The following is a 26339-nucleotide window of genomic DNA, read 5'->3' as shown; positions in this document are numbered from 1 at the left end:
CGACGACGACCAGACGGCAGACACCCTCGTGACCGACTATAAGCACACGCTTAATCTCCCGCAGACGGATTTCCCGATGCGCGGCGACCTCGCCCGACGCGAGCCAGACACCCTCACGCGCTGGGCCGAGCTGGACATTTACCATCGGCTGCGCCGCGAGCGCGCCGGGCGTGAGCGCTTCATTCTCCACGACGGTCCGCCCTACGCCAACGGCGATATCCATATCGGCCACGCGGTCAACAAGGTGCTCAAGGACATCATCGTCAAGAGCCGCAGCCTCGACGGGCTGGACGCGCCCTACGTCCCCGGCTGGGACTGCCACGGCCTGCCCATCGAACACAAGGTCGAGCAGACCGTGGGCAAGGTCGGCGAAGGCATCGAGCCGGACACCTTCCGCAAGGCCTGCCGCGAGTACGCCGCCGGGCAGATCGAAGGCCAGCGCCGCGATTTCAAGCGCCTCGGCATCGTCGGCGACTGGGACGAGCCCTACCTCACGATGAATTTCCGCACCGAGGCGGATATCATCCGCGCGCTCGGCCGCACCATCGAACGCGGCCACGTAATCAAGGGCTACAAGCCGGTGCACTGGTGCGTGGACTGCGGCTCGGCGCTGGCCGAGGCCGAGGTGGAATACGAGGACAAGACCTCGCCGGCGATCGATGTGCGCTTCGCCGCCGTCGACGCCGACGACCTGCTGCGCCGCTGCCAGGTCGAAGATACCGGCGCGACGGGTCCGCTGTCGGTGGTGATCTGGACCACCACGCCGTGGACGCTGCCGGCGAACCAGGCCGTGGCGCTGAACGCCGAGCTGGACTATGCGGTCGTCGCCTGCGAGGGACCGAACGGCGTGGAACGCCTGCTGCTCGCCGCCGAACTCGCCGCATCGGCCCTGCAGCGCTGGGGCATCGAGACCTGGCGCACGGTCGCGCGCTGCCGCGGCGCCGACCTCGAAGGCGTGAAGCTGCACCACCCCTTCCTCGACCGCGTGGTACCCGTGATCCTGGGCGATCACGTGACCCTCGATGCCGGCACCGGCGCCGTGCACACCGCACCCGGCCACGGCCAGGAGGACTATGTCGCCGGCCTGCGCTACGGCCTCGAGGTCGACCATCCGGTCGGCCCGGACGGGAGCTTCCGCGCCGACACGCCGTTTTTCGCCGGCGAAAAGGTATTCGACGCCAATACCCACGTGATCGAGGTGCTGCGCGACAGAGGGACGCTGGTGCACGCCGAGAAGCTGCGCCACAGCTACCCGCACTGCTGGCGCCACAAGACCCCGCTGATCTTCCGCGCCACGCCGCAGTGGTTCATCAGCATGGACAAGGAAGGCCTGCGCGCCACCGCGCTCGCGGCCCTGCCCGACATCCAGTTCACCCCGGACTGGGGGCGCGAGCGCCTCGCCGGCATGGTCACCAACCGACCCGACTGGTGCATCTCGCGCCAGCGCAACTGGGGCGTGCCGCTGGCGCTGTTCGTGCACCGCATCAGCGGCGAGCTGCACCCCGACACGCCGCGCCTGATCGAGGCGGTGGCCGAGCGCGTCGAGCAGCGCGGCGTCGACGCCTGGTTCGACCTCGACCCGGCCGAGGTGCTGGGCGCCGAGGTGGCGGATTACGAAAAGGTCACCGACATCCTCGACGTGTGGTTCGACTCGGGCACCACCCACGCCAGCGTGCTCGACCGCCGCCCCGAGCTCGGCTTCCCCGCCGACCTCTACCTTGAAGGCTCGGACCAGCACCGCGGCTGGTTCCAGTCCTCGCTGCTCTCCTCGGTGGCCATGCGCGGCGTGCCGCCCTACCGCGGCGTCCTCACCCACGGCTTCACCGTCGACGAGAAGGGCCGCAAGATGTCCAAGTCGCTCGGCAACGTGATCTCGCCGCAGAAGGTGGTGGACACGCTGGGCGCCGACATCATCCGCCTGTGGGTCGCCTCCGGCGACTACCGCCGCGAGATGGCCGTGTCCGACGAGATCCTCAAACGCATGTCGGACGCCTACCGGCGCATCCGCAACACCGCGCGCTTCCTGCTCGCCAACCTGGCCGGCTTCGATCCCGCGGCCAACCTCGTCGCGCCGACGGACATGCTGCCGCTCGACGCCTGGATCTGCAGCCGCGCCGCGGCCCTGCAGAGCGAGCTGCGCGAGGCCTACGCGCGCTACGAGTTCCACCTGATCTACCAGAAGGTGCACAACTTCTGTTCGGTCGAACTGGGCTCGCTGTATCTCGACATCATCAAGGACCGTCAGTACACCACCCAGGCCGACAGCCTGGCGCGGCGCTCGGCGCAGACCGCGCTGTACCACCTCGCCGAGGCGCTGCCGCGCTGGCTGGCGCCGATCCTGAGCTTCACCGCCGAGGAGATCTGGCGCCACGTGCCGGGCGAACGCGCCGACTCGGTACTGCTCGCCACCTGGTACGACTTCCCGGCGAGGCTGGCCGACGCCAGCGTGCTGCCCGCGGACATGGATCCGGCCTATTGGGACGCGGTGATCGAGGTGCGCGAGGCGGTCAACAAGGTGCTGGAAGGCCTGCGCCAGGGCGGCGCCATCGGCGCCAACCTCGACGCCGAGGTGACGCTGCACTGCGGCCCGCAGACCGCCGAGACGCTGGCGCGCCTGGGCGACGAGCTGCGCTTCGTGCTGATTACCTCCGAGGCTGCGGTCAGCCGCGAGCCCGCACCGGCCGACGCCGCGGCGCAGACCCTCGCCAACGGCGAGACGCTGCACATCGTCGCGACGGCCAGTGCGCACGCCAAGTGCCCGCGCTGCTGGCATCATCGCGCCGACATCGGCCAGGATGCCGCGCATCCTGAGCTGTGCGGGCGCTGCGTCGAGAACGTGGCCGGCGACGGCGAAACGCGGCGTTTCGCATGAACCGTCGCGGGCTACGCTGGCTCTGGCTCGCCGCGATCGTCATCGCCCTCGATCAGGCGAGCAAGTGGCTGGCCCTGCAGGCGCTGCCCTACGGCCGGCCGGTGCCGATCCTCCCGGGCTTCAACCTCACCCTGGTGTTCAACACCGGCGCCGCGTTCAGCATGCTGAGCGGCGCCGGCGGCTGGCAGCGCTGGCTGTTCATCGCGCTGGCCGCGGTCGTCGCCCTCGCGCTGGTGACCTGGCTGCTCCGGCTCGGCCCGCGCGAGCGCTGGGTGGGCGCCGCCGTGTCGCTGATCCTGGGCGGCGCGCTGAGCAACGCCCTCGACCGGGTGGTGCGCGATCACGTGATCGACTACATCGACCTGTATTACAAACAGTGGCACTGGCCGGTGTTCAACCTCGCCGATTCGGCCATCACCGTCGGCGCCGCCATCCTCGTCGTCCGCACGCTGTTCCGCCGCTGAGGCGGGCGCCGTGCTGATCCTGTTCAACAAGCCCTACGGGGTGCTGCCGCAATTCACCGATGGGGACGGCCGGCAGACGCTGGCGGACTACATCCCCGTGCCCGGCGTGTATGCCGCGGGGCGCCTGGACCGCGACAGCGAGGGCCTGCTGCTGCTCACCGACGACGGCTCGCTGCAGCATCGCATCGCCGACCCGGCGCAGAAGATGAGCAAGGCCTATTGGGTGCAGGTGGAAGGCGAGCCCGACGAGGCCGCGCTCGCCTTGCTGCGCAGCGGTGTGGAGCTACGCGACGGCCTCACGCTGCCGGCCAAGGCGGTGCGCATCGAGGTGCCGCCAATCCTGTGGCCGCGCGACCCGCCGATCCGCGTGCGCCGCGCGATTCCCACCAGCTGGCTGCTGCTCACGCTGAACGAGGGCCGCAACCGCCAGGTGCGCCGCATGACCGCCGCGGTCGGCCACCCCACGCTGCGCCTGATCCGCTACCGCATCGGCTCGTGGACGCTGGATGGGCTGGTGCCCGGAGAATGGCGCCAGACGCCGTGAACGCGCGATCTCAGCCCGGCGGTGCCGGGTCGAGCAACTCGATCCAGTGGCGCACGTGGCTGTTGCAGCCCTGCTGCAGGTGCAGCTGGCAGCCGACGTTGGCGGTGGCGATGACTTCCGGTTCGCCCGCGGTCAGCGCGCGCAGCTTGCCGTCGCGCAGCTGCCGCGAGAGTTCCGGCTGCAGGATCGAGTAGGTTCCGGCGCTGCCGCAGCACAGGTGTGCGTCAGCCACCGGCGTCAGTTCGTAGCCCAGCCTGCGCAGGATGCCCTCTACCGTGCCGTTCTGGCGCTGTCCGTGCTGCAGCGTGCAGGGCGCATGAAAGGCGACGCGCCGCCCGTCGCCGCGGGGCAGGGACGACAGGTCCTCGACCGTCAGCACCTCGGCCACGTCGCGCGCCAGCGCGCTGATGCGTGCGGCCTTTTCGGCATACGCCGGGTCCTCGCGCAGCAGCTCGCCGTATTCCTTGACCTGCAGCCCACAACCGCTCGCCGTGATCACCAGCGCTTCGGCACCGGCTTCGATCGCCGGCCACCAGGCGTCGATATTGCGTCTTGCATGCGTGAGCCCTTCCTCGCGCGCGTTGAGGTGGTAGCTGACCGCGCCGCAACAGCCCTGACCCGACGGCCGCTCCAGGCGGATGCCCAGGCGCTCGAACACGCGCGCCGTGGCCGCATTGGTGAGCGGCGTGGCTGCCGGCTGCACGCAGCCGTCCAGCAGCAGCATCGTCCGGTCGTGACGCATGCGCGGCCACGCGCCGGCCGGTCGAACCTGGGGCAGGGTCGGGCGTATCCGGCGCGGGATGAACGGCTCGGCCATGCGGCCCAGCCAGAGCAGGGCGGCGAAGCGGCCCGTATACGGCAGCACCCGGCGCAGCCCCCAACGGAACAGCGCGGCGCGCCAGCCTCGCGGCTGTTGAAGTTCGATCGCGGCACGTCCGATTTCGGCCAGCCTCGCGTAGTGCACCCCCGAGGGACAGGTGGTCTCGCAGGCTCGGCACTGCAGGCAACGGTCGAGATGCAGCCGGGTCTGCGGGCCGGCCGGCTCACCTTCCAGCATCTGCTTGATCTGGTAGATGCGCCCGCGCGGACCGTCCAGTTCGTCGCCGAGCAGCTGGTAGGTCGGACAGGTGGCGTTGCAGAAGCCGCAGTGCACGCAGGCGCGCAGGATGGATTCCGCCTCGCGCCCGTCGGCGGTGTTCAGCAATGCCTGGCTCAGATGGGTCTGCATGAAGCTCCTCGCAGGATCGTCACGGCGCTAGGCCTGCGGATACAGGGGATGGCCCGGATTGAAGATGCCGAACGGGTCCAGGGCGGCCTTCACCCGCCGGTGCAGCGCGAGCAGCGCGGGGGCCAGCGGCGTGTAGCGTGGCGCGTCGACCTCGCCGCGCCACAGCGTGGCATGCCCGCCGGCGCGCGCCGCGGCCTGGCGCACCGCGCCGGGTTCCGCGTCGCCGCTGTACCAGCGCTGGGCCCCGGCCCAGTCGACCAGCCAGTGTCCGGGCAGCTCGATCGGGGCGGCGGTCGGCGCCACGCTGAACCGCCACAGTGGTCCCGGATGGTCGAAAAAGGCGTGTTCGTGCTCGCGCAACCGGCGCCAGTAGGCCTTGCCGTCCGCCACCGCCTCGCCGCCGATCCGCCGATGCGCGGCCAGCACCCCGGTTTCGGTACCGGAAAGCCGGACGTAGACGTGCTCGCCGTCGTAGGCACCGGCGCTCAACGGTAGCGGCTGAGCGGCCCAGAGGTTGAGCTGGCGGATCGCCTCCGCGGGCGCGAACTCCTGGCGCAGGGTCATCTCGACCTGCGGACGCGGCAGCACCTTGAGGCTGGCCTCCAGCAACACGCCCAGGGTGCCGTGGCTGCCGGCCATCAGGCGCGACACGTCGTAGCCGGCGACGTTCTTCATCACCTCGCCGCCGAAGCGCAGCACCTCGCCGCGGCCATTGACCACGCGGGTGCCGAGCACGAAGTCGCGCGCGGCACCGGCGAAAGGCCGCCGTGGACCGGAAAGATTGGTTGCCAGCGTGCCACCCAGGGTCGCATCGGGGCCGAAGTGCGGCGGCTCGAAGGGCAGCATCTGGCCGTGTTCGGCCAGCGCGGCCTCGATCTCCGCAAGCGGCGTGCCGGCGCGTGCGGTGAGCACCAGTTCCACCGGCTCGTAGTGCACGATACCGCAATGTCCGCCGACCGCGAGCGCGATCTCGGCGCCGGAGCGTCCGAGAAAACCCTTGCTGCCGCTGCCGACGATCTGCAGGCCGCGCCCGGCTTCGGCGGCCGCACGCACCTCGTCGGCCAATGCCGCGGCGATGTCCGAGTCCGCCATCCTAGAAGCGCTCCAGTTCGGGGAAGGGCAGCGCGCCGCCGTGCACGTGCATGGCGCCGAATTCGGCACAGCGCTGCAGGGTGGGCACGGCCTTGCCCGGATTGAGCAGGCCCGCCGCGTCGAAGGCCGCCTTGACGGCATGGAACTGGCTCAGCTCGGCGCTGGCGAACTGCACGCACATCTGGTCGATCTTCTCCACGCCGACGCCATGTTCGCCGGTCACCGTGCCGCCGACGGCTACGCACAGCTCCAGGATACGGCCGCCGAATTCCTCGGTACTGTCCAGTTCGCTGGGCACGTTGGCGTCGTAGAGGATCAGCGGGTGCAGGTTGCCGTCGCCGGCGTGGAACACGTTGGCCACGCGCAGGCCGTATTCGCGGCTGAGCGCGGCGATGCCGTTCAGCACCTCGGGCAGGCGGCCGCGCGGAATGGTCCCGTCCATACAGTAGTAGTCCGGCGACAGCCGCCCGACAGCGGGGAAGGCCGCCTTGCGCCCTAGCCACAGGCGCTGGCGCTCGGCCTCGTCCTGCGCCGTGCGCAGGCCGGTCGCCCCCGCCTGCTTGAGCAGGTCGTGGATCTGGAGGATCTGGTCGGACACCTCCTCGTTGGTACCGTCGAGCTCGACCAGCAGGATGGCCGCGGCGTCCAGCGGATAGCCGGCGTGCACGAAGGCCTCCGCCGCCTCGATCGCGAAACCGTCCATCATCTCCAGACCCGCCGGGACGATGCCCGCCGCGATGATCGCACCGACCGCGGCGCCGGCGGCGGCCACGCTGTCGAATGCGGCCATCACCACCTGCGCCCGCTCGGGCACCGGCAGCAGACGCACGGTGATCTCGACGATCACCCCGAGCATGCCCTCCGAACCGTGCATCAGCGCGAGCAGATCGTAGCCCGGCGCATCCAGTGCATCGCCGCCCAGCGTGATCCGCTCGCCCTCGATGGTGACCATTTCGAGCTTCAGCACGTTGTGTACGGTCAGGCCGTACTTCAGGCAGTGCACCCCACCCGCGTTTTCCGCGACGTTGCCGCCGATGCTGCAGGCGATCTGCGACGAGGGGTCGGGGGCGTAGTAGAGGCCGTAGGGACGCGCCGCCTCGCTGATCGCGAGGTTGCGCACACCGGGCTGCACGCGCGCGGTGCGCGCCAGCGTGTCGATCTTGAGGATGCGGTTGAATCTGGCGAGCGACAACAGTACACCGCCGGCATGCGGCAGTGCACCGCCCGACAGCCCGGTACCGGCACCGCGCGCCACCACCGGAACCTGTTGCTGATGGCAGATGCGCAGCACCGCCTGCACCTGCTCGACTGTCTCGGGCAGCACCACCAGCATCGGCAGGCGCCGGTAGGCGGTCAGCCCGTCGCACTCGTAGGGCCGCCGCTCCTCCTCGGAAATAAGCAGGGCGGACTCCGGAACCACTGCCTCGAGCGCCTCGATCAGGCGCTCGCGATCGACCCCCGCTGCCGGCCCCTCGCTGTGTTGCGCCACCTTGTCTCCTCCTGCCGCCCCGTCGCTATCTTGTGGCGCCACGCGCCGGCGGGACGTGCCGGGCGCGTGGTAAACAGGCAGTTTACACGCAGGAGGCCGCGCTTTTGAATGCGCGCGCAAGCGCGCTCGGGTCACACCGTGCGGCGGATGCCGTCGGGTTTCCAGGCGGGGGCGATGACGTCGTGCAGCGGCACGCGACCGAGCAGCGAGGCGGGCGACAGCGCCTGATCGCCGAAACGGCGGTTGACGCGGTCGACGGCGCGATTGACCGCCTGGCGCCGCGGCTCGGCGGGCTCGCCGAAAAGCTCCAGCTGGCAGTCGGCCTTTACCGGATCGAGCGCGGTGACCTGTACCTGATGCACGCCCTGACCCTCCCAGGCGCGCGCCAGCACCCGCCGGCACAGGGCCGCGATGGCATGTCCGTCGTCGCTCGGCCGCGGCGTCAGGTGGCGCCCGCCGAGCCAGCCGTCGTCGGTGCGCAGGCCGATGAAATACTGCTGCGCCTCCAGGCCGTGCCGGCGCAGGCGCGTGGCGACCTTGTGCGCCATGCGTTCGAGGTAGGCCGCGAGCAGCTGCGGATCGCGCGTCGCCGGCGGCAGCACCTTGCCGTGACCGACGCTCTTGGGGTCGGCGACGTCGCGCCTGATCGGCTCCGGATCGCGTCCCTGCGCCATCAGCCAGATGCGCCGGCCGATGTTGCCCCAGCGCTGCGCCAGTTCGCTCACCGGCAGACGCGCCATGTCGCCGCAGGTGACCACCCCGCGGCTGGCGAGGAAGTTGCCGATGCCGCGACCGACGCCGCACAGCTCGGTGACCGGCACGTCGTGCAGACGCAGCGCGGTCTCCCACGGCGGCACCACGGTCAGGCCTTCCGGCTTGCGCTGCTTGGCCGCCCACTTGGCGGTGGTCTTGTCGCCGGCGACGCCGACCGAACAGGGCAGCCCGGAAACCTCGCGCACCAGCCGCTGCACCATCTTGGCGATCACCGGTGGGGCGCCGTGCAGACGCTGCACGTGGGTGACGTCAAGGAAGGCCTCGTCCACCGAGAACACCTCGATGTCGGGCGTGATCGCCTCCAGCGCGGACATGATGCGCGCCGAGATCTCCGCGTAGCGCGTCGAGCGCGCGGTGATGCGGACCAGCTCGGGGCAGCGTCGCCGCGCCTCGGGCAGGCGCATGCCGGTGTGGATGCCGAAGGCGCGTGCCTCGTAGGAACAGGTGATGATGCAGGTGCCCTGGTCGCCGTTGGTGACGGCCACCGGCCGGCCGCGCAGCGACGGGTTGTCGAGCTGCTCGATCGAGGCGAAGAAGGCATTCATGTCGACCAGGACGATGGCCCGCGACCAGCGGCGGTCGATGTCGTTGTCGGGCGTTGTGGCGGTTGTGCGCATGGCGGCGTCCTCTAGCGGTAGCGGCGGAGCTGGGCGACCAGGACGCCCTGGATGCTCACGCGGCGGGGGTCGAAGTGCATGGGCGCCATGTCGACGTTCTCCGGGATCAGCAGCACCTCGCCGCCGCTGGTACGACGCAGGCGCTTGAGGGTCGCCTCCTCGCCGTCGATCAGCGCGGCGACGATGTCGCCGTCCTCGGCGCTGTCGCGCCGCTCCATGACCACGTAGTCGCCGTCGAAGATGCCGGCGTCGATCATCGAATCGCCCTTGACGATCAGGGCATAGCGACCGGGGCCGAGCAGCAGCGCGGCGAGGTCGATGCTTTCCTGCCCCGGGATCGCCTCGATCGGGCGGCCGGCGGCGATACGCCCGGCCAGCGGGATGGCGTAGGGGCCGGCCGGATCCTGCGGGATGCGCAGGCCGCGCCAGCCGGATTCCTGCTCCAGCAGACCGGCGGCAAGCATCGACTGCACGTGGTAGTGCACGGTGTTGCGGCCGACGCCCAGCGCGGCGCCGATCTCGGCCAGGGTGGGCGAGCGGCCATGGCGGGCGACGTGGTCGCGAATGCACTGCAGGATTTCGTATTGGCGCGGATGCATGAGAACGTCCCATGAATGTTCGATGGCGAGGCCAATTTAGAACATCCATCGAACATTGACAAGCACATTCTCGTCGCTCAGCGCAGAATCGTCTTCAGCCCCATCTGGTGAATGATGTGGGTGGCGATCTCCTCGACGGAAACGTGCGTGGCGTCCAGCGACGGCGTGCCCAGCCGGCGGTACACGCCCTGTGCGAGGCGCAGCTCGCGGGCGCACTGTTCGCGCGAGGCGTAGCGGCTGTTCGGCAGGCGCTCGCTGCGGATCTGCGCCAGCCGCTCGGCGTCGATGGTCAGCCCGAACAGCTTGCTGCGGAAGCGGGTCAGCGGTTCGGGCAGCCGCTCGGCCTCCAGCACCTCCTCGGTCAGCGGCAGATTGGCCGCGCGCAGGCCGTGCTGCAGAGCGAGATACAGGCAGGTGGGTGTCTTGCCGCAGCGCGAGGGCGCGAGCAGGATCAGGTCGGCCTCGGCGTAGTGGTCCATGCGCGCGCCGTCGTCGTGCGCCAGCGCGAAGTTCACCGCCTCGATGCGCCGCTGGTAGGTGCCGGGGTTGGCGCCGTGGGCCAGGCCCACGGAGTGCGAGGCGGGCGCGCCTAGGCTGTCCTCCAGGCGGGCGATGAAGGACTCGAAGAAGTCCATGAACACGCCGCCGGCGGTCGCCAGGATGGCGCGGATGTCGTCGTCGACGGCGGTGCTGAAGATCAGCGGCGGCTCGCCGTGCCGGTCGCGGTAAGCGTTGATGCGCCGCACGGTCTCCTCTGCCTTTGCCGCCGAGTTGATAAAGGGTATGGTGATCCGATCGAACTGCACCCCCGAGAACTGGGTGAGCAGCATGTTCCCCAGCGTTTCCGCGGTAATGCCGGTCCGGTCGGACAGAAAGAAAACCCCGCGCACCTTGCCCATCCCTCTGTCCGCCTCCATTTAGCCGGCACCAACCGTTGCATACGAACGCAAAAGCATAGGAGATGGCACATGGGAACTGAATACGTGCTCTGGTTCAACCAGGTCGGCATGCGCGAAGTCGGCGAGGTCGGCGGCAAGAACGCCTCGCTGGGCGAGATGATCAGCCATCTGAGCGAACTCGGGGTGCAGGTGCCGAACGGATTCGCCACCACCGCCGACGCCTACCGCGAATTCCTCGCCCACGAATCCCTGGACGCGCGCATCCGTGCGCGGCTGGAGCCCCTGAACGTCGACGACGTCAACGCCCTCGCGGCGGCTGGCGCGGAGATCCGCAGCTGGCTCATGGCCCAGCCCTTCCCGCCGGCGCTGGAAGCCGCCATCCGCGAGGCCTTCGCCCGCCTGAAGGCGGAAAGCGGCCCCGCGCCGTCTTTCGCCGTGCGCTCATCGGCCACCGCCGAGGACCTGCCCGACGCCTCCTTCGCCGGCCAGCAGGAGACCCTGCTCAACGTCAGCGGCATCGACGCCATCCTCGACGCGGTGCGCACCGTGTTCGCCAGCCTGTTCAACGACCGCGCCATCTCCTACCGCGTGCACAAGGGCTTCGCGCACAGCGAGGTCGCCCTCAGCGCCGGCATCCAGCGCATGGTGCGCTCGGACATCGGCGCCAGCGGCGTGATGTTCAGCATCGACACCGAATCCGGCTTCCGCGACGTGGTCTTCGTGACCGCCTCCTACGGCCTCGGCGAGGCGGTGGTGCAGGGCTCGGTCAACCCGGACGAGTTCTACGTGCACAAGCCCACGCTGCAGGCCGGCAGGCCCGCCATCCTGCGCCGCACCCTCGGCGGCAAGGCCTCCAAGATCGTGTACGCCCCCGCCGGTCACGGCGAAACCGTGGTCACCGTCGACACCGATCCTGCCGAGCGCCGCCGCTTCTGCATCGACGACGCCGACGTCGAGTCGCTGGCCCGCCAGGCGCTGCTGATCGAGCGGCACTACGGCCGGCCGATGGACATCGAGTGGGGCAAGGACGGTCACGACGGCCAGGTCTACGTGCTGCAGGCGCGGCCCGAGACCGTGCACAGCCACAGCGCACAGTCGATGATGCGCTACCAGCTCAACGACAAGCGCCCGCGCAAGGTGCTCACCGAGGGCCGCTCGGTCGGCGACCGCATCGGCGCCGGCACCGTGCGCGTGATCCACGACCTCAGCGAGATGGACAAGGTGCGCGACGGCGACGTGCTCGTCACCGGCATGACCGACCCCGACTGGGAGCCGGTGATGAAACGCGTGGCGGCGGTGGTCACCGACCGCGGCGGCCGCACCTGCCACGCCGCCATCATCGCGCGCGAGCTGGGCATCCCGGCGGTGGTCGGCACCGGGCAGGCGACCGAGCAGCTCGTGGACGGCACCGAGGTCACCGTCTCCTGCGCCGAGGGCGACACCGGCTACGTCTACGCGGGCCGACTGGACTTCTCGGTGGACGAGATCAGCACCGGCGCCATGCCCGAGGTCCCGGTCAAGATCATGATGAACGTGGGCAACCCCGACCGTGCCTTCGCTTTCGCCGGCATCCCGCACCGCGGCGTCGGCCTCGCCCGGCTGGAGTTCATCATCAACCGCATGATCGGCATCCATCCCAAGGCGCTGCTCGAATTCGAGCGCCTGCCCAGCGAGCTGCAGGACGAGATCCGCGAGCGCATCGAGGCCTACGGCGATCCGATCGAGTTCTACGTCCGCCGTCTCGCCGAGGGCATCGCCACCATCGGCGCGGCCTTCGCGCCGGAAACGGTGATCGTGCGCCTGTCCGACTTCAAGTCGAACGAATACGCCAACCTCCTCGGCGGCCACCGCTACGAGCCGGACGAGGAAAACCCAATGCTCGGCTTCCGCGGCGCTTCGCGCTACATCTCCGAGGAGTTCCGTCCCTGCTTCGAGCTGGAGTGCCGCGCGGTGCGCTATGTGCGCGAGACCATGGGGCTTACGAACGTGCAGATCATGATCCCCTTCGTGCGCACCGTGGACGAGGCACGCCAGGTCACCGAGCTGCTGGCCGCCAACGGCCTCGCGCGCGGACAGGCCGGACTCAAGGTGATGATGATGTGCGAGCTGCCGTCCAACGCGCTGCTCGCCGACGACTTCCTCGAATACTTCGACGGCTTCTCGATCGGCTCCAACGACATGACCCAGCTGACCCTGGGCCTCGACCGCGACTCGGGCGTGGTCGCCGGGCTGTTCGACGAGCGCAACCCGGCGGTGCTGCGCCTGCTCGGCATGTCCATCGAGGCCTGCCGCAAGGCCGGCAAGTACGTCGGCATCTGCGGCCAGGGACCGTCCGACCACCCGGATCTCGCCGAGTGGCTGATGGCCCAGGGTATCGAGAGCATCTCGCTCAACCCCGACACCGTCATCCCCACCTGGCTGCGCCTGGCCGAGACCGCCGGCGCAAGCTGACCCCCCGGGAGCACCCGCCACGGGCGCTCCCCCGCCGTCGCCGCACCCCCGCCGCTCATCCGGCAATCAATTATTTCAATGAAACGCGAGCCCGCGACGCTGCGTGCTTAGGTAGTACACGCGGCCGACAACGGCCGTACTCGGAGGCAACCAGCAACCGGACACGCCGCTGGGGGAAATCGCATGAAACCCGTATCGACGTACCTGATCTACGCCGTGGTCGTCTTTGTCATTCTGCTGCTCGAAGTGGCGCAGAAGGCCCAGGGCGCCGGCCTCGCACCCTGAGCGCCGGTCGCCTGCGCCTTACGCGCGCAGCGGGCTGGCCTCGTCGTCCGTATCGTCGTCGTCCTGCAGGCCGAAGGCCTTGCGGCTCTCGCGCTCCAGTAGGTCCAGACACTGACCCTTGAGGCGGCCGAAACGCGGATCGGTCATCGCGCGCACGTTGCGCGGACGCTCGATGTCGACCTCGATCTCGGAAATCACCCGGCCGGGCGAGACGCCCATGATCAGGATGCGGTCGGCCAGCAGCACCGCCTCGTCGATGTCGTGGGTCACGAACAGCACCGTCGGCTTGAGCTGTTCCCACAGCTTGAGCAGACCGTCCTGCATCACCAGCCGCGTCTGCGCGTCGAGCGCGCCGAAGGGTTCGTCCATCAGCAGCACACCCGGATAGTTGGCCAGCGCGCGCGCGATCTCCACGCGGTGCTGCATGCCGCCCGAGAGCTGCGACGGATAGTGGTCGGCGACCTTGCTGAGACCCACCATGTCGAGAAAGGTGCGCGCCGTGGCCTCGGCGGTCGCCTTCGGCTGACCGGCCATCTTCGGGCCGAATTCGACGTTTTCCTGCACCGTCTTCCACGGAAACAGCGTGTGCTGCTGGAACACCATCCCGCGCTGCGGATCAGGCCCGGCCACGGGCTTGCTGTCCACCAGCACGGCGCCGGTGCTCGGCTTCAGGTAGCCGGCGACGAGGTTGAGCACGGTCGACTTGCCGCAGCCGCTTGGGCCGAGCAGGGCCACGAATTCGCCCGGCTCGACGTGCATGGTCAGCGAGGACAGGATGGTCTTCCTGCGCTTCTCGGGACCGAAGGCGACCGAGACCTCGTCCAGGGTGATCGCGGCCTGGAAAAACTTGCCGTTGCGGTGAGCGGCTTGCGCGTGTTCGTGTTTGGCGTTCAAGGCTACCACCTGCGGTGAATTGTTCATCGTCGCGTCTCTCGGTTCGATGCGTGGACGGAGCGGGGATCAGCGCTGTTCCGGCGGCACCCAGCGCAGCAGCAGCCGCGCGGCCAGGCGTACCAGGCTGGTCGACAGCGTGCCGAGCACGCCGATCGTGACCATGCCGACGACCACGTCCGGGTAGCGGATCAGCTCGTACGATTCCCAGGTGAAATAGCCGATGCCGTACTGGCCGCTGATGATTTCGCCGGCGAGCAGCGAAAACCAGGAAACGCCCATACCGACCGCAAGCCCGGTCGAGATGCTCGGCAGCGCCGACGGCAGGATCACGTGGCGCAGCACGGAAAAGCGCTTCGCGCCCAGCGTGGCCGCCGCGCGGATCAGCAGCTCGGGGGTCTGCTGCACGCCCTGCATGGTGTTGATGGCGATGGGAAACACCGCACCCAGGAAGGTGATGAAAAGAATGCTGGCCTCGTTGGTCGGCCACATGATGATCGACAGCGGAATCCATGCCACCGCAGGAATCGGGCGCAGGATTTCGATGTAGGGAAAGATGATGTCGCGCGCGAGGCGCGAACGCCCCATCGCGATGCCCGCCGTCATGCCGATCACGACCGCGAACAGAAACGAAATCCCGATACGGCGCAGACTGGTGCCGATATCGATATAAAACGTCTTCGTGCCGATCAGCTGGTAAAACTGCTGCCCGACCTGCACCGGTGTCGGCAGATTGTTGAAATTCAGGATGAACTGCACGCCCTTGACGGTCAGTATCTGCCAGATCACCACGCCGACGACCAGGGAGAGCACCTGAATGGAATGGCGCTTCAGCCGCTCCAGCACCATCTCCCGGTCGAGGTCGAATAACTTGCGCACGACCATGTTGGAATCCGTCTGCACATCGCTGCTCATTGCATCACCCGTCATCGCTGCGTGAGGTACGACGGCTGCGGACGCCGCCGCAGCCGTTTTGCCCGTCCGGGCCGGCGGAGAAACCTCCCGCCGGCCCGCATTCAGATCAGGCCTTGGTGACCTCCGCGAAGGTCATCACCTTGCCCGCGTGCGCCTTGGCGTACTTGTCGGCCTCGCTCTTGAGCATGAAGGCATCGAACGTCTTGCCGTCCTCCACGTAGAAGGCGTTCTTGCCGAACAGCTTCAGACCGGTCTTCTGGTCGTACACGTAGGTTGCGTCGATCGTCTTGCCCGCCTTTTTGTACTGCGCGTAGCTCTTGAGCATCTCGGCCACGTTCGCGTACTGATGGATCTTCTCGCCGTTGATCCAGATTTCGTCGGGCAGATGGATGTTTTCCTTCGGGTGGTAGAAGGTCTTGAGCTGCTGCTCGTAATTCAGACCGAGCTTCTTGTAGGCCGCCTTGAGATACTGCGGCGCCACCCACGGCTTGAAGTCGAGCGGCGGCATATTGGCGTACTTCATCAGGACCTCGTGATCGTAGGCCAGGGTCTTGATGAACTTCGGCTTGAAGGTCGGATCGGGGGTCAGATAGCCGCCCTTGCTGAAGTACAGGTACAGCACTTCCTTGGGGATCATCGTCCACTTCGAGATCATCTTCGCGGCATGCTGCGGATCGTCCTGCACCCACTGGCCGGCCTTGATCAGCGCCTCGAGATAACCGACCACGACTTCAGGATATTTCTCGGCGAAGGACTTGCGCACCACCACGCCGTGCAGATACGGAATGCCGGCCTCGGCGCCGTTGTAGATCATGCGGCCGGTGCCCTTGTATTCCATCAGCTCGGACATCGGACAGAAGTCCGCGTGGGCGGCGACCTTGTCGTTCGCGATCGCCGCGATGCCGACCATCGGGCCCTGGTTGATCATGTGGAAATAATCCTTGGGGTAATGCTTTTCCTTCATCATGTTGAAGAGCATGCCCCAGGCCGCGCTGCCCACCGGCACCGACACGGTCTTGCCCTTGAGCTGATCGACGCTGTAGATGTCGGACTTCACCGGCACCACGATGCCGTTGCCGGCGCCGTCGAGGTTGTAGGCGGTGAACGAGATCATCAGCGAGCGCTCGCCGCGTGTCTGCTGGAATTTCGCGCCGTTGACCACCAGCGGGTAATCGCCCATCACGCCGAACGCGAGCTTGCCGGCGATCATCATGTTGGTGATCGGGCCGCCCGAATCGTAGTTGCGCCAGACGATCTTGTACTTGACGTCCTTGTACTTGCCGTCGTGCGGCAGATACTTGGGCAGCAGTTTGAGGCCGCGGATGATCGTCCCGCCCTGATACGTGTCGGTGCACATATTCTGGATGCCGATACCGATCGTGATCGTCTTGCTGTACGCAGGCGTCGCGGCGACCCCTGCTGCGGCGCAAAGCGCCATCAGCGACGCGCGCACCCCGTTTTTCCCAAGCATTCGCATGACACACACCCTCCCAGATTGATCGAATAAACGATGTCTATAACCCTGGCGTAAGCCCACCGCCCCTCAATTCCCGACAACATGTCATAACAGGACAGGTCATCAAAAGACAGCACGGATTGTGCCAATAAAGTCCGCCTCGATTGATCGAAGCCAAGCGATTGTTTTTTATTGGGATAAATCCGAATTCAGCCCCTGCAGACGACCGCCCGCGAGCGCCCCACTTTGGTGATCCCGGTGCATATCCGCACAGTTTCTGTGCCCCGCGCACCGCCGGCGGCCGGACCGGGCCCCGCCCACGCCGGCCGATCGGATCCGACCACGAAAAAAACCCGCCGGCACGCACGCAGTGACCGGCGGGAAGAAGGGGGAAACGACGAGGAAAGAGGTGTCTAGCGGGACTCGGCCAGCGCCGTGGGGGCGGACGACTGCACGTGGCTCAGCCACAGCGAGGCGATGCGCTCCTGCAGCGCGTTCTGCCGCTGGCGCAGGCGCAGGTTGTCGAAATCGACGTCGAACAGCGGCTGGTGCTGGTTGAAGCAGGAAAACACGGTCTTCGGCGCAGCGTCGGGGTCGTCGCCGCGCCGGTGCTGGCACAGGCACTGCGCGCAGACCTCCTTGAGCATGCACTGCATCGGGCTGTTGACCACGGCGGTGCCGTGCGCCCCGGGCTTGAGCCGCGCGGCCAGATCGCCCTTGAACGCGGTCACCAGCAGGTCCATCACGTCCGGTCGGTCGGAAATCACGAACTGGTCGCTGGCCTCGACCCACCCGCCGGTGTCGCCGCCTTCTGCCGCCACCGCACGCAGATAGGCTGCCATGCCACCCGTGACGCAGCGGTCCTGCGCGCGCAGGCCGTCCAGCGGCTCGTCGCCGTCGAGCACCCACACGACCTCGTCGGCCGCTTCCTGCACCAGCGTCTGCAGCGCCCCGGCGCGCTGGCGTTCGGCCAGGTGCGCGACCATCAGCACGCGGTTGCCCGCCTCCTTCCAGGCGTGACTGCCGTCGATCATGCTGGTCACCGCGGAATGTCCGCCGATCACCGTGATCGTCTGGCCCGCCGGCATCGGCAGCGAGGTGCCGGTCGGGCCCATCAGGACCACCGGATCGCCCGCGGCGAGGGCACCGGCCAGCCGGCTGGAAGTGCCCACCTCGTTGATCAGCAGATGGATGCGCCCCTGCGCCTTGTCCACCTGCACGCCGTCCACCGCCATGCCCTCCATCTGCAGGGCGGTGCCGAGGCCGCGCGCCACCCGCGTCTCGAAATTCTGCAGCCGGTAGACCTGCCCCGGCTGCCAGTTGCGGCTGGCCTGCGGTGCATGCACGGCGATGCTCACCAGATGCTCGGCCAGGCGCGTCACCGCCACGATCCGCGGGCGCAGGTTTTCGTCGAGCCGCGCGCACAGCGCATCCCACTTCGTCGCGTATCCGCCGTCGCCGATGCGTTCCGCGAACAGGCGCACGAGCGCCCGCGCTCCCGCCCGGCCCGAGGCCATCGCGCGCACCACGCTGCCGCTGTAGACGGGATGGTTGTCGCCCAGGAAGGAAATGCGCCGGCCGTCCTTGCGGTAGGAGGTGAACACCGCCTCGCGGTCGCCGGCCGCGGCGCGTTCGCCGTCGAGCCCATAGGCCGCATAAAAGCGTCCGTCCATCTCGAAGGTGTCCGCGTGTTCGCGCTCGTAGCTGGTGTTGGGCACGCTGCCCGCGGCCATGAGCACGGCACGCGCGGGCAGATCCACCCGCTCGCCGTCCGCGCCGTCGAAGACCATCGCGCGCACGTGGCCGTTGCGATCCACCAGCGCCTCGCGCGGATTCAGGCCCTCCGCATAGCGGATGCCTTCCTCCAGCGCCTTTTCGATTTCCTCGTGATTGCGCAGATACGCCGGCGAATCGCCCATGCGCCGCCGGTAGGCTACGGTGACGCCGCCCCAACGGTCGACCAGCCCGGCGAAATCCGGTGCGACGCCCAGCCGCCGCGCGCGCTCGCGCTCGCGTTTGACCTCGCGACCGTGGGCGAGGAATTCTTCCAGGATGGCCGCTTCCTCGCCGTCCAGCGTCCGCTCAACCGCGGCCATGCCCAGCGTCTCGCAGCGTTCGAGCAGCTTTTCCACCTGGCGGATGTAATAGGCCTGCACCTCGGTGGCGGTGTCGATCGCGGTCAGCCCGCCGCCGATCACCACGGCCGGCAGGCGGACCTGCAGGTTCGCCAGGCTCGCGCGCTTGGCCGCGCCGGTCAGCTGCAGGCCCATCAGGAAATCGCTCGCCTGGCGGATGCCGCGGGCGAGATGGTTTTTCACCGGCACGATGGTCGGCCGGCCTGCGCCGATGGCCAGCGCGATGTGCTCGAAACCGTAGTCCCAGGCATCGTCGATGGTCAGCGTGCCGCCGAAGCGGATGCCGCCGTACAGCCGGTAGTGCCGGCTGCGCGCCAGCGTCAGGTGGATGATCTTGAGGAAATTCTTGTCCCAGCGCACGGTGATGCCGTACTCGGCCACGCCGCCGAAACCCGCCATCACGCGCTCGTCCAGCGACTCGCGCAGCGCCGCCACCTCGCGCACCGGCCGCGGCGTCCGCCCGTCGGCGCCGGTCAGATCCGCCGGCAGCGGCTCGATCTTGAGGCCGTCCACGCCGACCACGCCGAAGCCCGCCTGCAGCAGGTGATGCGACAGGTTGAAGCCCGCCGGGCCCGCGCCCACGCAGAGCACGTCGGTGCCGTGATAGGGCAGGGTGTACGGGCGCTCGCGGTTCAGCGGATTCCAGCGGGTGAGCAGGAAATAGATCTCGTAGCCCCAGGGCAGGTTCAGCACGTCGTCGAGGATGCGCGTCTCGATCTGCGGCATGTCGACCGGGTCCTGCTTCTGGTAGATGCAGCTCTTCATGCAGTCGTTGCAGATGCGGTGCCCGGTCGCCGGCACCAGCGGATTGTCGATCATGATCGTGGCCAGCGCGCCGAGGGTGTGGCCGTCGCGCATCAGCGCATTGGCCTCGGAGATCTTCTCCTCCAGCGGGCAGCCTTCGAGCGGCACGCCCAGGGGATTGCTGCGCGTCTTTTCCTCGCCCTTCCCCGGAAAGCCCTTGGAACAATAATCGCCCTGGTGCGAATGGCAGAACTTGCAGTAATGCACCTGATCGAGCACCTCGCCGCGCGCGTAGCGCATATCGGTCAGCGCGAAGCCGTCGCGCTGCCGGCGCGCCGCCGGCTTCACCTCCACGCCGCAGCCGCGGGCCGCCGGTTGCAACTCGGTGCGCACCAGCGCGGCGAAATCGCGCCTCGCCGGAAAACGGAAACTGCCCCAGCCGGCGGTCGCCGCGCGACCGGCCTCACAGGTGGCCGCCGCACGCACCCAGGCCGCCAGGGTGGCGATGCGCTGCTCGTCGCCCGCGTCCGCCGCATGGCGCCACAGCTGCGCCACCGCGTACTCGCGGTCGGCGCCGCCGACCTCGCCCAGCCAGGCGTCCACGCAGGCGTCGAGCGCCGCGAAGTCGTGCGCCTGCGCGTCGCCGGCGGCCTGCAGGCTGCGCTTCACGAAGTCGTTCTTGAACGCCCACACCAGCGCGCTCCTGCCGGCATGTCCGCCCAGCGCGTCGCACTCGCGACGCACGCCGAAGACCTCGGCGATGAAATCCTCCAGCACCCCGGCGACGGCAATCAGCAGCTCCGACTCCGCACCGGCCTCGAACGCCGCCTGCGCGCGATAACGCGCGAAGCTCGCCGCCAGCTCCGCGTCATGGGCCTCAAGATACGTCGCGAACGCACGGTCGAGCGCCGGCAGACGTTCCGCACGGTACAGATCCTCGTACCCGAATCCGGGCAAGTTCAGTGTCAACACCTGTTCCATGGAGCACCTCTCGCGCGGCCGGACCTCACGGCATTACTTGTCATAATATGTTAGACGTCGACAGAGTCGCCCAGCTCCAGAAATTGTCGCTTGCCTTCCACCTCGGCCCAGCGCTCCGCCTCCGGCAGCGGTTCCTGGCTGGCTGCGATGACCGGCCAGCGCCCGGCGAGGTCCGCGTTGATCTTGATGAAATCGGCGAATTCGTCCGGCAGGTCGCCCTCGGCGTAGATCGCATCCACCGGGCATTCGGGCACGCACAGGGAGCAGTCGATGCACTCCGCCGGATCGATCACCAGGAAATTCGGCCCCTCGTGGAAGCAGTCCACCGGGCACACGTCCACGCAGTCGGTGTACTTGCAGCGGATGCAGTTGTCGGTCACCACGTACGTCATGTCTTCGGTCCTTTGCAGTTGCGCCACGTCGCCGTGGCGGTTCGTTCCATCCGGGGGGCGTTCAGCCGATCTTGCTCAGCGCCCAGGCCGCCAGCTTGCGCACGTCCGGGTCCTCGTCGGTGAGCGCGACTTCGAGATACGGCGTCGCTGCGGCGTCCGCGATCTCGCCCATCGCGCCGACGATTTCCTTGCGCAGGTTGCTGATCGGATGCGCGAAGGCGGCACCGAGGGCATCCACCGCGGCCGGATTGCCGAGCTGCCCCAGGCTGCACGCGGCCTTCTGACGCACCTGCCAGTAGTCGTCGTCCAGCGCGTCGATCAACGCGTCCACGGCGTCGCCGACGTGCAGGCGGCCGATTACCAGCGCGGCCTCCTCGCGCACCTGCCAGTCGACATCGGTGAGCGCATACACCAGGGTCTCGCGCACGCGGCCGCCGTCGGCGAACACCAGCGCGCCCACCGCCGCGCGGCGCACCTGCGCGTCCGGGTCGTTGCGCGCCACGTCGAGTAGCGCCGGCAGCACGGTCTCCGACTTGAGGTAGGCCAGCACGCCCACCGCCTCGCGGCGCACCTGCACGTTGCCGCTGCCGAGGGCGTTCATCGCCGGCTCCAGCGCATCGCGCACGCGCAGCGGCTTGATCGCACGCAGCAGCGCGGCCTTGGCGAAGGGGTCGTGCGTGGCCAGGCCGCGCAACAGAAACGGCGCCGCCTCCGGCGACTTGATCTCGGACAGCGTCTCGGCGGCCGAGGTGCGCACCGCCTCGTCCGTATCCGACAGCACGGCGATCAGCGCCTCGACGCCGTCGACCGTGTCGAATTCGTCGAGCACGCGCGCCGCCTCGGCGCGCACGTCCGCGTCCGCGTCGCCGAGCGCCTGCACCAGCAGCCCGACGGCATCGGGGTCGGCCGTCTCGCCGATGCTGAGCACCGCCATGCGGCGCACCGCGGCATCCTCGCTCTGCAGCCGCTCGCGGATGTCCTCAAGGTCCGGGGAAGTATCGAAAAGCATGGCCATGGCGACCTCTCAGCGCAGCAGATAGGGAATGTTCACCGTCACCGCCCCGGTCGGGCAGTCGGCCTCGCACGGCGTGCAGTACCAGCACTCGTCGTACTTCATGTAGGCCTTGTTGATGAGCAGATCGATCGCCAGGACATCCAGCGGGCAGACGTCCACGCATACGGTGCACCCCTTGTCGGCGATGCATTTTTCGTTGTCCACGATGACCGGAACGCTGGTTTTGGTCTGGGCAAGCGGCATGTCGGTGCTCCCTGGTTACTGTGCGGTGGCGGCGATGCGCAGGTTGTCGTAAGCCTGGGTCTCGTCCTCGTCGAGCTCGACCACGTAGGGGTCGATCGGACGCTTGAAGCAGGTCATGTCCCCGTTCTCGCCCTGCTTGACCTGGACGTGGCAGAACCAGTCGTCCTGGTTGCGCTCGGGATAGTCGACGCGATAGTGGTACAGGCCCCAGCGGCTTTCGGTGCGATACAGCGAGGCGCGTGCGGCCATCTCCGCGCAGTCGAGGATGGCGTGCACCTCCATCGCGCGCATCAGGTCGTGCGGGTCGGACGCGGCCAGCATGGCCATGTCCTCGCGGATCTCCATGAAGCGGTCGAGGCCGATTTCCATCTTGGTGGTGACCTTCGGCGGCTGCAGGTAGTCGTTCACCATGCGGCGCAGCTTGTACTCCATCTGGTACGGCGTGATGCCGTCGGCGACCTTCAGCGGGGCCTGGATGCGCGCGGCCTCGGCGGCGACCTCGGTCTCGTCGAGCACCGGCATGTCCACGCTCGCGCAGTAATCCGCCGCGTCGTGACCGGCGATCTCGCCGTAGACGAAGGCGCCGAGCATGTAGTTGTGCGGCACGCAGGCCAGGTCGCCCGCGGCGTACAGCCCCGGCACCGTGGTGCGCGCGTTCTCGTCCACCCACACGCCGGACGCGCTGTGGCCACTACACAGGCCGATCTCGGAGATGTGCATCTCGACCATGCGCTCGCGGTAGTTGGTGCCGCGCTGCGCGTGGAAGCGACCGCGGCTCGGGCGCTCGTTGCTGTGCAGGATGGTCTCGATCTCCTGGATCGTCTCCTCGGCCAGGTGGTCGAGCTTGAGGAACACCGGCCCCTTGCCGCCTTCCAGCTCGCGGTAGAACTCCAGCATCATCTGTCCGCTCCAGTAGTCGCACTCGATGAAGCGGTCGCCCTTGGAGTTGGCCGTGTAGCCGCCCAGCGGGCCGGTCACGTAGGCGCAGGCCGGGCCGTTGTAGTCCTTGATCAGCGGATTGATCTGGTAGCACTCGATGCCCGACAGCTCGGCGCCCGCGCGGTAGGCCATGCTGTAGCCGTCACCGGCGTTGGTCGGGTTCTCGTAGGTGCCGAACAGGTAGCCGGAGGCGGGCAGGCCGAGACGCCCCGCCGCGCCGGTCGCCAGGATCACCGCCTTGGCGCGGATCACCGCGATCTCGGCAGTGCGGCTGTTCACCATCATCGCGCCGGCGATGCGCCCGCTGGCGTCCTTGAGCAGACGGGTGACCACGAAGCGGTTGACCACGTCGACGCGCTTGCGGCGCAGCTGGCGGTACAGGATCTTCTTCATGTGGTGGCCCTCCGGCATGGGCAGCACGTAGGTGCCCATGTGGTGGACCTTCTTCACGCTGTAGTCGCCGGTCTCGTCCTTCTCGAACTTCACGCCCCAGCTGTCCAGCTTGTTGATCATGTCGAAGCTGCGCTTCGCGTAGGCCATCACCGTCTTCTGGTTGACGATGCCATCGTTGGCCACGGTGATTTCCTTCACGTACTGCTCGGGCGTCGCGTGGCCGGGGATGATGGCGTTGTTCAGCCCGTCCATGCCCATGCTGATCGCGCCGCTGCGCTTCACGTTGGCCTTTTCGAGCAGCGTCACGCGCAGTTCGGGGTTGCGCTCCTTGCTGGCCACGGCGGCCATCGGGCCCGCCGTGCCGCCGCCGATGACCAGGATGTCCGTATCGAAGATTTCTGCTGGCGTTGTTGGGGCATTCATGAACGTTACCTCGCTTGAATTAACGTCGTTCGACGCGCAGGCGGTACTGGTAGGCGTCACCGATGTAGTACAGGTGCTCGTAGTCGATCGGACGACCGTCCTGGGTGAAGGTGAGGCGCTCCATGCGCAGGATCGGCGCGCCGGCCTCGACGGCCAGCAGCTCGGCCTCCTTCTCGTCGGCCACCGCCGCGTTGATCACGATGTCCGCCGCACCCAGCGGGAAGGCGTAGTCGTTTTCCAGGATCACGAAGATGTCGCGCGTCTCCAGATCCTCGTCCATCAGCCGGCGGCCGACGTCCAGCGTGAAGTAGCTGACGTCGAGCGAGATCGGCGAACGGTTCAGATAGCGCACGCGCTCGATCTCGATCACCGGAGTGTCGCGGCTCACCTTCAGGGCGTGCGCCACCTCGCTGCTCGCCGGCACCTCGCGGGCGCCGATCAGCCGCGAATAGGTCTCGTAGCCCTTGCTGTTCATCGCCTCGCCGAAGCCTTCCAGGCGGGTCAGGTCCTGCACCGCCTTCGGCTTGGTGACGAAGCTGCCCTTGCCCTGGATGGTGAACACCAGGCCTTCCTTCTGCAGATCGCGGATCGCCTGGCGCGCCGTGATACGGCTGACGTCGAACAGCGCCATCAGCTCGCTTTCCGAAGGCAGCTTGCTGTGCGGGGGGTAACTGCCGTCGAGAATCTTCTTGCGCAGCATGTCCTTGATCTGGCCATACAGCGGGACCGGCGACACCAGTTTCAGGCCGCTTGCGCCCAACTTCGAATCTTCTTGCTTCGTCATCGCTGTCTCATCCGAGCATGTCTTGTATGTACTTGTTATGATATGTTGGCCTTGTCACATCGTCAACACATAAAAACGCCGCGCCGCACATCGCCAGCCGGGCCCGATTCCAGCACAATGCTCGGGTCCGCCGAACCCTCCGCCACGCATCCGACAGGTAGCGCATATGTCGCCACTCCCGACGCTCGAAACGCCGCGGCTGCGCCTGCGCCCCTTCGCCGCGACCGACGCGCCGGACGTGCAGCGGCTGGCCGGCGACTTCGCCATCGCCGACACCACGGCACACATCCCGCACCCCTATGAGGACGGCGTCGCCGAAAGCTGGATCGCCACCCGCGCCGAGGCCTTCGCCCAGGGCACCGGGCTCAGCCTCGCCATCGCGGCGCGCAGCGGCGGCGACCTGATCGGCGCCATCAGCCTGATGCAGATCGCACCCGGCCATCAGGCCGAACTCGGCTACTGGATCGGCCGGCCGTACTGGGGCAACGGCTACTGCACCGAGGCCGGCGAGGCGATGTTGCGCCACGTCTTCGGCGAACTCGGCCTGATCCGCGTGCACGCGCTGCACCTGAGCCGCAACCCGGCCTCCGGTCGCGTCATGCAGAAGCTCGGCATGCGCCACGAAGGCCACCGCCGCCAGCACCACCTCCGGCATGGCCGGCCGGAAGACATCGAGCTTTACTGCATTCTCAAACAGGAATGGGCGGAACGCGCCCGCGCCGCAGATCCTCAAGGAGAAATGTGATCGCCACACCGCGCACCGGCATTCGCAACGTCCTGCTCGACCTCGACGGCACTCTGGTCGATCCCCGGCAGGGCTTCGTCAACTCCGTCGAATACGCGCTAGTCCGCCTCGGCGTCGAACCGCCGCCCGCCGACCGCATCGCCTCCCACATCGGCCCGCCGCTCGGCGAGACTCTCGCGCTGCTGCTCGGCGACACGCACGGCGACCGCGTGCAGGACGCCATCGGCCTCTACCGCGAACGCTACGTCGACACCGGCATCTTCGAAACCGAACTCTACCCCGGCATCCCCGAGGCCCTGCACGCCATAGCCGAAAGCGGCGCCAGAATATGCCTCGCCACCTCCAAGCCGACCGTGTATGCCCGGCAGATCCTCGAACACTGCGGTCTGGCCAGCCTCTTCCATGGCATCTACGGCAGCGAACTCGACGGCACCCGCGCCGACAAACGCAAACTCCTCGCGCATCTCCTGGAACAGGAAGACATGGACCCCATGGACGCCATCATGGTCGGCGACCGCGCCCAGGACATCCGCGCCGCGCGGGTCAATGGGATGGCTTCGCTGGGAGTGCTGTGGGGGTATGGAAGCGAGGAAGAGCTTTGGGGGGCAGAGGCGGACGGGGTGGTTGCTGTGACTACTGAGTTAGCTATTTCAGTGATGCGGGGTGAGTAAAGCAGTCCTTTAAGCAAGACTGCCGCATGTTCTTGCACGGATTCGGCGGTATCGTTTCACACGCCTTGAGCATCGGTGTTCTTAATTAGTTTTGGCGCGGGCGGGCGAGTGACTTTCTTTGGACGAACGTAACTACTCAGTGAAAATAATTACAAAAAGTACTTGACAGGGTTTTTGGTAGTTTTTTTGAAAATATGGCGGCGCTGTAACGAGTGCGATTATTGGTCTCCGAAAGCGACAGAGGCGTAGTCTTCCTTGCGACATCACGCGAGGCACTGCCCCACCGTCAGTCAATTAT

Annotated in this window: 21 protein-coding genes; 6 read left to right on the top strand and 15 right to left on the bottom strand. The window is 67.8% G+C overall.

What is annotated here, in order from left to right:
- Positions 1 to 28 precede the first annotated feature (28 nt).
- The 3 genes from ileS to BJI67_RS00535 are packed head-to-tail and all read left to right on the top strand — an operon-like array spanning position 29 to position 3880.
- Positions 29 to 2872 (top strand): isoleucine--tRNA ligase, encoded by a 2844-nt coding sequence (gene ileS, locus BJI67_RS00545; protein WP_070071347.1) that lies wholly within the window; start codon positions 29 to 31, stop codon positions 2870 to 2872.
- Positions 2869 to 3336: a signal peptidase II gene (gene lspA / locus BJI67_RS00540; protein WP_070071346.1), complete on the top strand. Its 468-nt coding sequence runs from the start codon at positions 2869 to 2871 to the stop codon at positions 3334 to 3336. Before ileS ends, lspA begins: the two co-directional genes overlap by 4 nt.
- A gap of 10 nt (positions 3337 to 3346) precedes the next feature.
- Positions 3347 to 3880, top strand: a complete 534-nt coding sequence (locus BJI67_RS00535; RefSeq protein ID WP_197513200.1) for a pseudouridine synthase — start codon at positions 3347 to 3349, stop codon at positions 3878 to 3880.
- Positions 3881 to 3890: 10 nt separating this feature from the next.
- On the opposite strand, the gene glcF is transcribed toward BJI67_RS00535, so the two are convergent.
- The 6 genes from glcF to ppsR form a co-directional block, all read right to left on the bottom strand.
- On the bottom strand, positions 3891 to 5108 hold the full coding sequence (gene glcF, locus BJI67_RS00530; protein WP_070071344.1) for a glycolate oxidase subunit GlcF: 1218 nt from the start codon (positions 5106 to 5108) through the stop codon (positions 3891 to 3893).
- Between the two features lie 27 nt (positions 5109 to 5135).
- Complete coding sequence (glcE, locus tag BJI67_RS00525) at positions 5136 to 6200, bottom strand: glycolate oxidase subunit GlcE (protein ID WP_070071343.1); 1065 nt, start codon at positions 6198 to 6200, stop codon at positions 5136 to 5138.
- Between the two features lies 1 nt (position 6201).
- Entirely contained in the window at positions 6202 to 7641 is a 1440-nt protein-coding gene (locus BJI67_RS00520; RefSeq protein ID WP_407922824.1) for an FAD-linked oxidase C-terminal domain-containing protein, read from the bottom strand.
- 179 nt (positions 7642 to 7820) lie between these two features.
- Positions 7821 to 9080 carry a DNA polymerase Y family protein gene (locus BJI67_RS00515; RefSeq protein ID WP_070071341.1) on the bottom strand — a complete coding sequence of 420 codons (1260 nt, stop codon included), beginning with the start codon at positions 9078 to 9080 and terminating at the stop codon, positions 7821 to 7823.
- 11 nt (positions 9081 to 9091) lie between these two features.
- Positions 9092 to 9679: a transcriptional repressor LexA gene (gene lexA / locus BJI67_RS00510; protein ID WP_070071340.1), complete on the bottom strand. Its 588-nt coding sequence runs from the start codon at positions 9677 to 9679 to the stop codon at positions 9092 to 9094.
- A gap of 77 nt (positions 9680 to 9756) precedes the next feature.
- Positions 9757 to 10596 (bottom strand): posphoenolpyruvate synthetase regulatory kinase/phosphorylase PpsR, encoded by an 840-nt coding sequence (ppsR, locus tag BJI67_RS00505; RefSeq protein ID WP_231940875.1) that lies wholly within the window; start codon positions 10594 to 10596, stop codon positions 9757 to 9759.
- A gap of 51 nt (positions 10597 to 10647) precedes the next feature.
- Here ppsR and ppsA point away from each other — a divergent pair, with 51 nt between their 5' ends.
- Positions 10648 to 13029: a phosphoenolpyruvate synthase gene (ppsA, locus tag BJI67_RS00500; RefSeq protein WP_070071338.1), complete on the top strand. Its 2382-nt coding sequence runs from the start codon at positions 10648 to 10650 to the stop codon at positions 13027 to 13029.
- A gap of 303 nt (positions 13030 to 13332) precedes the next feature.
- Here the strand turns inward: ppsA and BJI67_RS00495 are convergent, their stop codons facing one another.
- From BJI67_RS00495 to BJI67_RS00455, 9 genes are all read right to left on the bottom strand, one after another.
- Positions 13333 to 14235, bottom strand: coding sequence for an ABC transporter ATP-binding protein (locus tag BJI67_RS00495; RefSeq protein WP_083250505.1), 903 nt, complete (start codon positions 14233 to 14235; stop codon positions 13333 to 13335).
- A gap of 39 nt (positions 14236 to 14274) precedes the next feature.
- Positions 14275 to 15120 (bottom strand): ABC transporter permease, encoded by an 846-nt coding sequence (locus tag BJI67_RS00490; RefSeq protein WP_231940874.1) that lies wholly within the window; start codon positions 15118 to 15120, stop codon positions 14275 to 14277.
- A 106-nt stretch (positions 15121 to 15226) separates the two neighbouring features.
- A complete protein-coding gene (locus BJI67_RS00485) occupies positions 15227 to 16597 on the bottom strand; it encodes an ABC transporter substrate-binding protein (RefSeq protein WP_197513198.1) in 1371 nt (456 codons plus the stop codon).
- 392 nt (positions 16598 to 16989) lie between these two features.
- Entirely contained in the window at positions 16990 to 20436 is a 3447-nt protein-coding gene (locus BJI67_RS00480) for an FAD-dependent oxidoreductase (protein ID WP_070071336.1), read from the bottom strand.
- Positions 20437 to 20486: 50 nt separating this feature from the next.
- Positions 20487 to 20828, bottom strand: a complete 342-nt coding sequence (gene fdxA / locus BJI67_RS00475; RefSeq protein ID WP_070071335.1) for a ferredoxin FdxA — start codon at positions 20826 to 20828, stop codon at positions 20487 to 20489.
- 61 nt (positions 20829 to 20889) lie between these two features.
- The gene (locus BJI67_RS00470) at positions 20890 to 21843 is read right to left on the bottom strand and encodes a HEAT repeat domain-containing protein (RefSeq protein ID WP_083250504.1); all 954 of its coding nucleotides are present in this window, start codon (positions 21841 to 21843) and stop codon (positions 20890 to 20892) included.
- Positions 21844 to 21852: 9 nt separating this feature from the next.
- Positions 21853 to 22086, bottom strand: a complete 234-nt coding sequence (locus BJI67_RS00465; protein ID WP_070071334.1) for a 4Fe-4S dicluster domain-containing protein — start codon at positions 22084 to 22086, stop codon at positions 21853 to 21855.
- 15 nt (positions 22087 to 22101) lie between these two features.
- Entirely contained in the window at positions 22102 to 23841 is a 1740-nt protein-coding gene (locus tag BJI67_RS00460; RefSeq protein ID WP_070071333.1) for a fumarate reductase/succinate dehydrogenase flavoprotein subunit, read from the bottom strand.
- Between the two features lie 19 nt (positions 23842 to 23860).
- Positions 23861 to 24625 (bottom strand): GntR family transcriptional regulator, encoded by a 765-nt coding sequence (locus tag BJI67_RS00455; protein WP_070071332.1) that lies wholly within the window; start codon positions 24623 to 24625, stop codon positions 23861 to 23863.
- A gap of 166 nt (positions 24626 to 24791) precedes the next feature.
- Between BJI67_RS00455 and BJI67_RS00450 the strand changes: the two genes are divergently transcribed.
- On the top strand, positions 24792 to 25370 hold the full coding sequence (locus BJI67_RS00450) for a GNAT family N-acetyltransferase (protein WP_070071331.1): 579 nt from the start codon (positions 24792 to 24794) through the stop codon (positions 25368 to 25370).
- Positions 25367 to 26041 carry an HAD hydrolase-like protein gene (locus BJI67_RS00445; RefSeq protein ID WP_197513195.1) on the top strand — a complete coding sequence of 225 codons (675 nt, stop codon included), beginning with the start codon at positions 25367 to 25369 and terminating at the stop codon, positions 26039 to 26041. The genes BJI67_RS00450 and BJI67_RS00445 overlap by 4 nt, the downstream gene beginning before the upstream one ends.
- Positions 26042 to 26339 lie beyond the last annotated feature (298 nt).

The sequence above is a fragment of the Acidihalobacter aeolianus genome (assembly GCF_001753165.1).
GTDB lineage: Bacteria > Pseudomonadota > Gammaproteobacteria > DSM-5130 > Acidihalobacteraceae > Acidihalobacter > Acidihalobacter aeolianus.
Note: the sequence above shows the minus strand (reverse complement) of the source record. Positions and strands in the feature narration are given on the sequence as shown.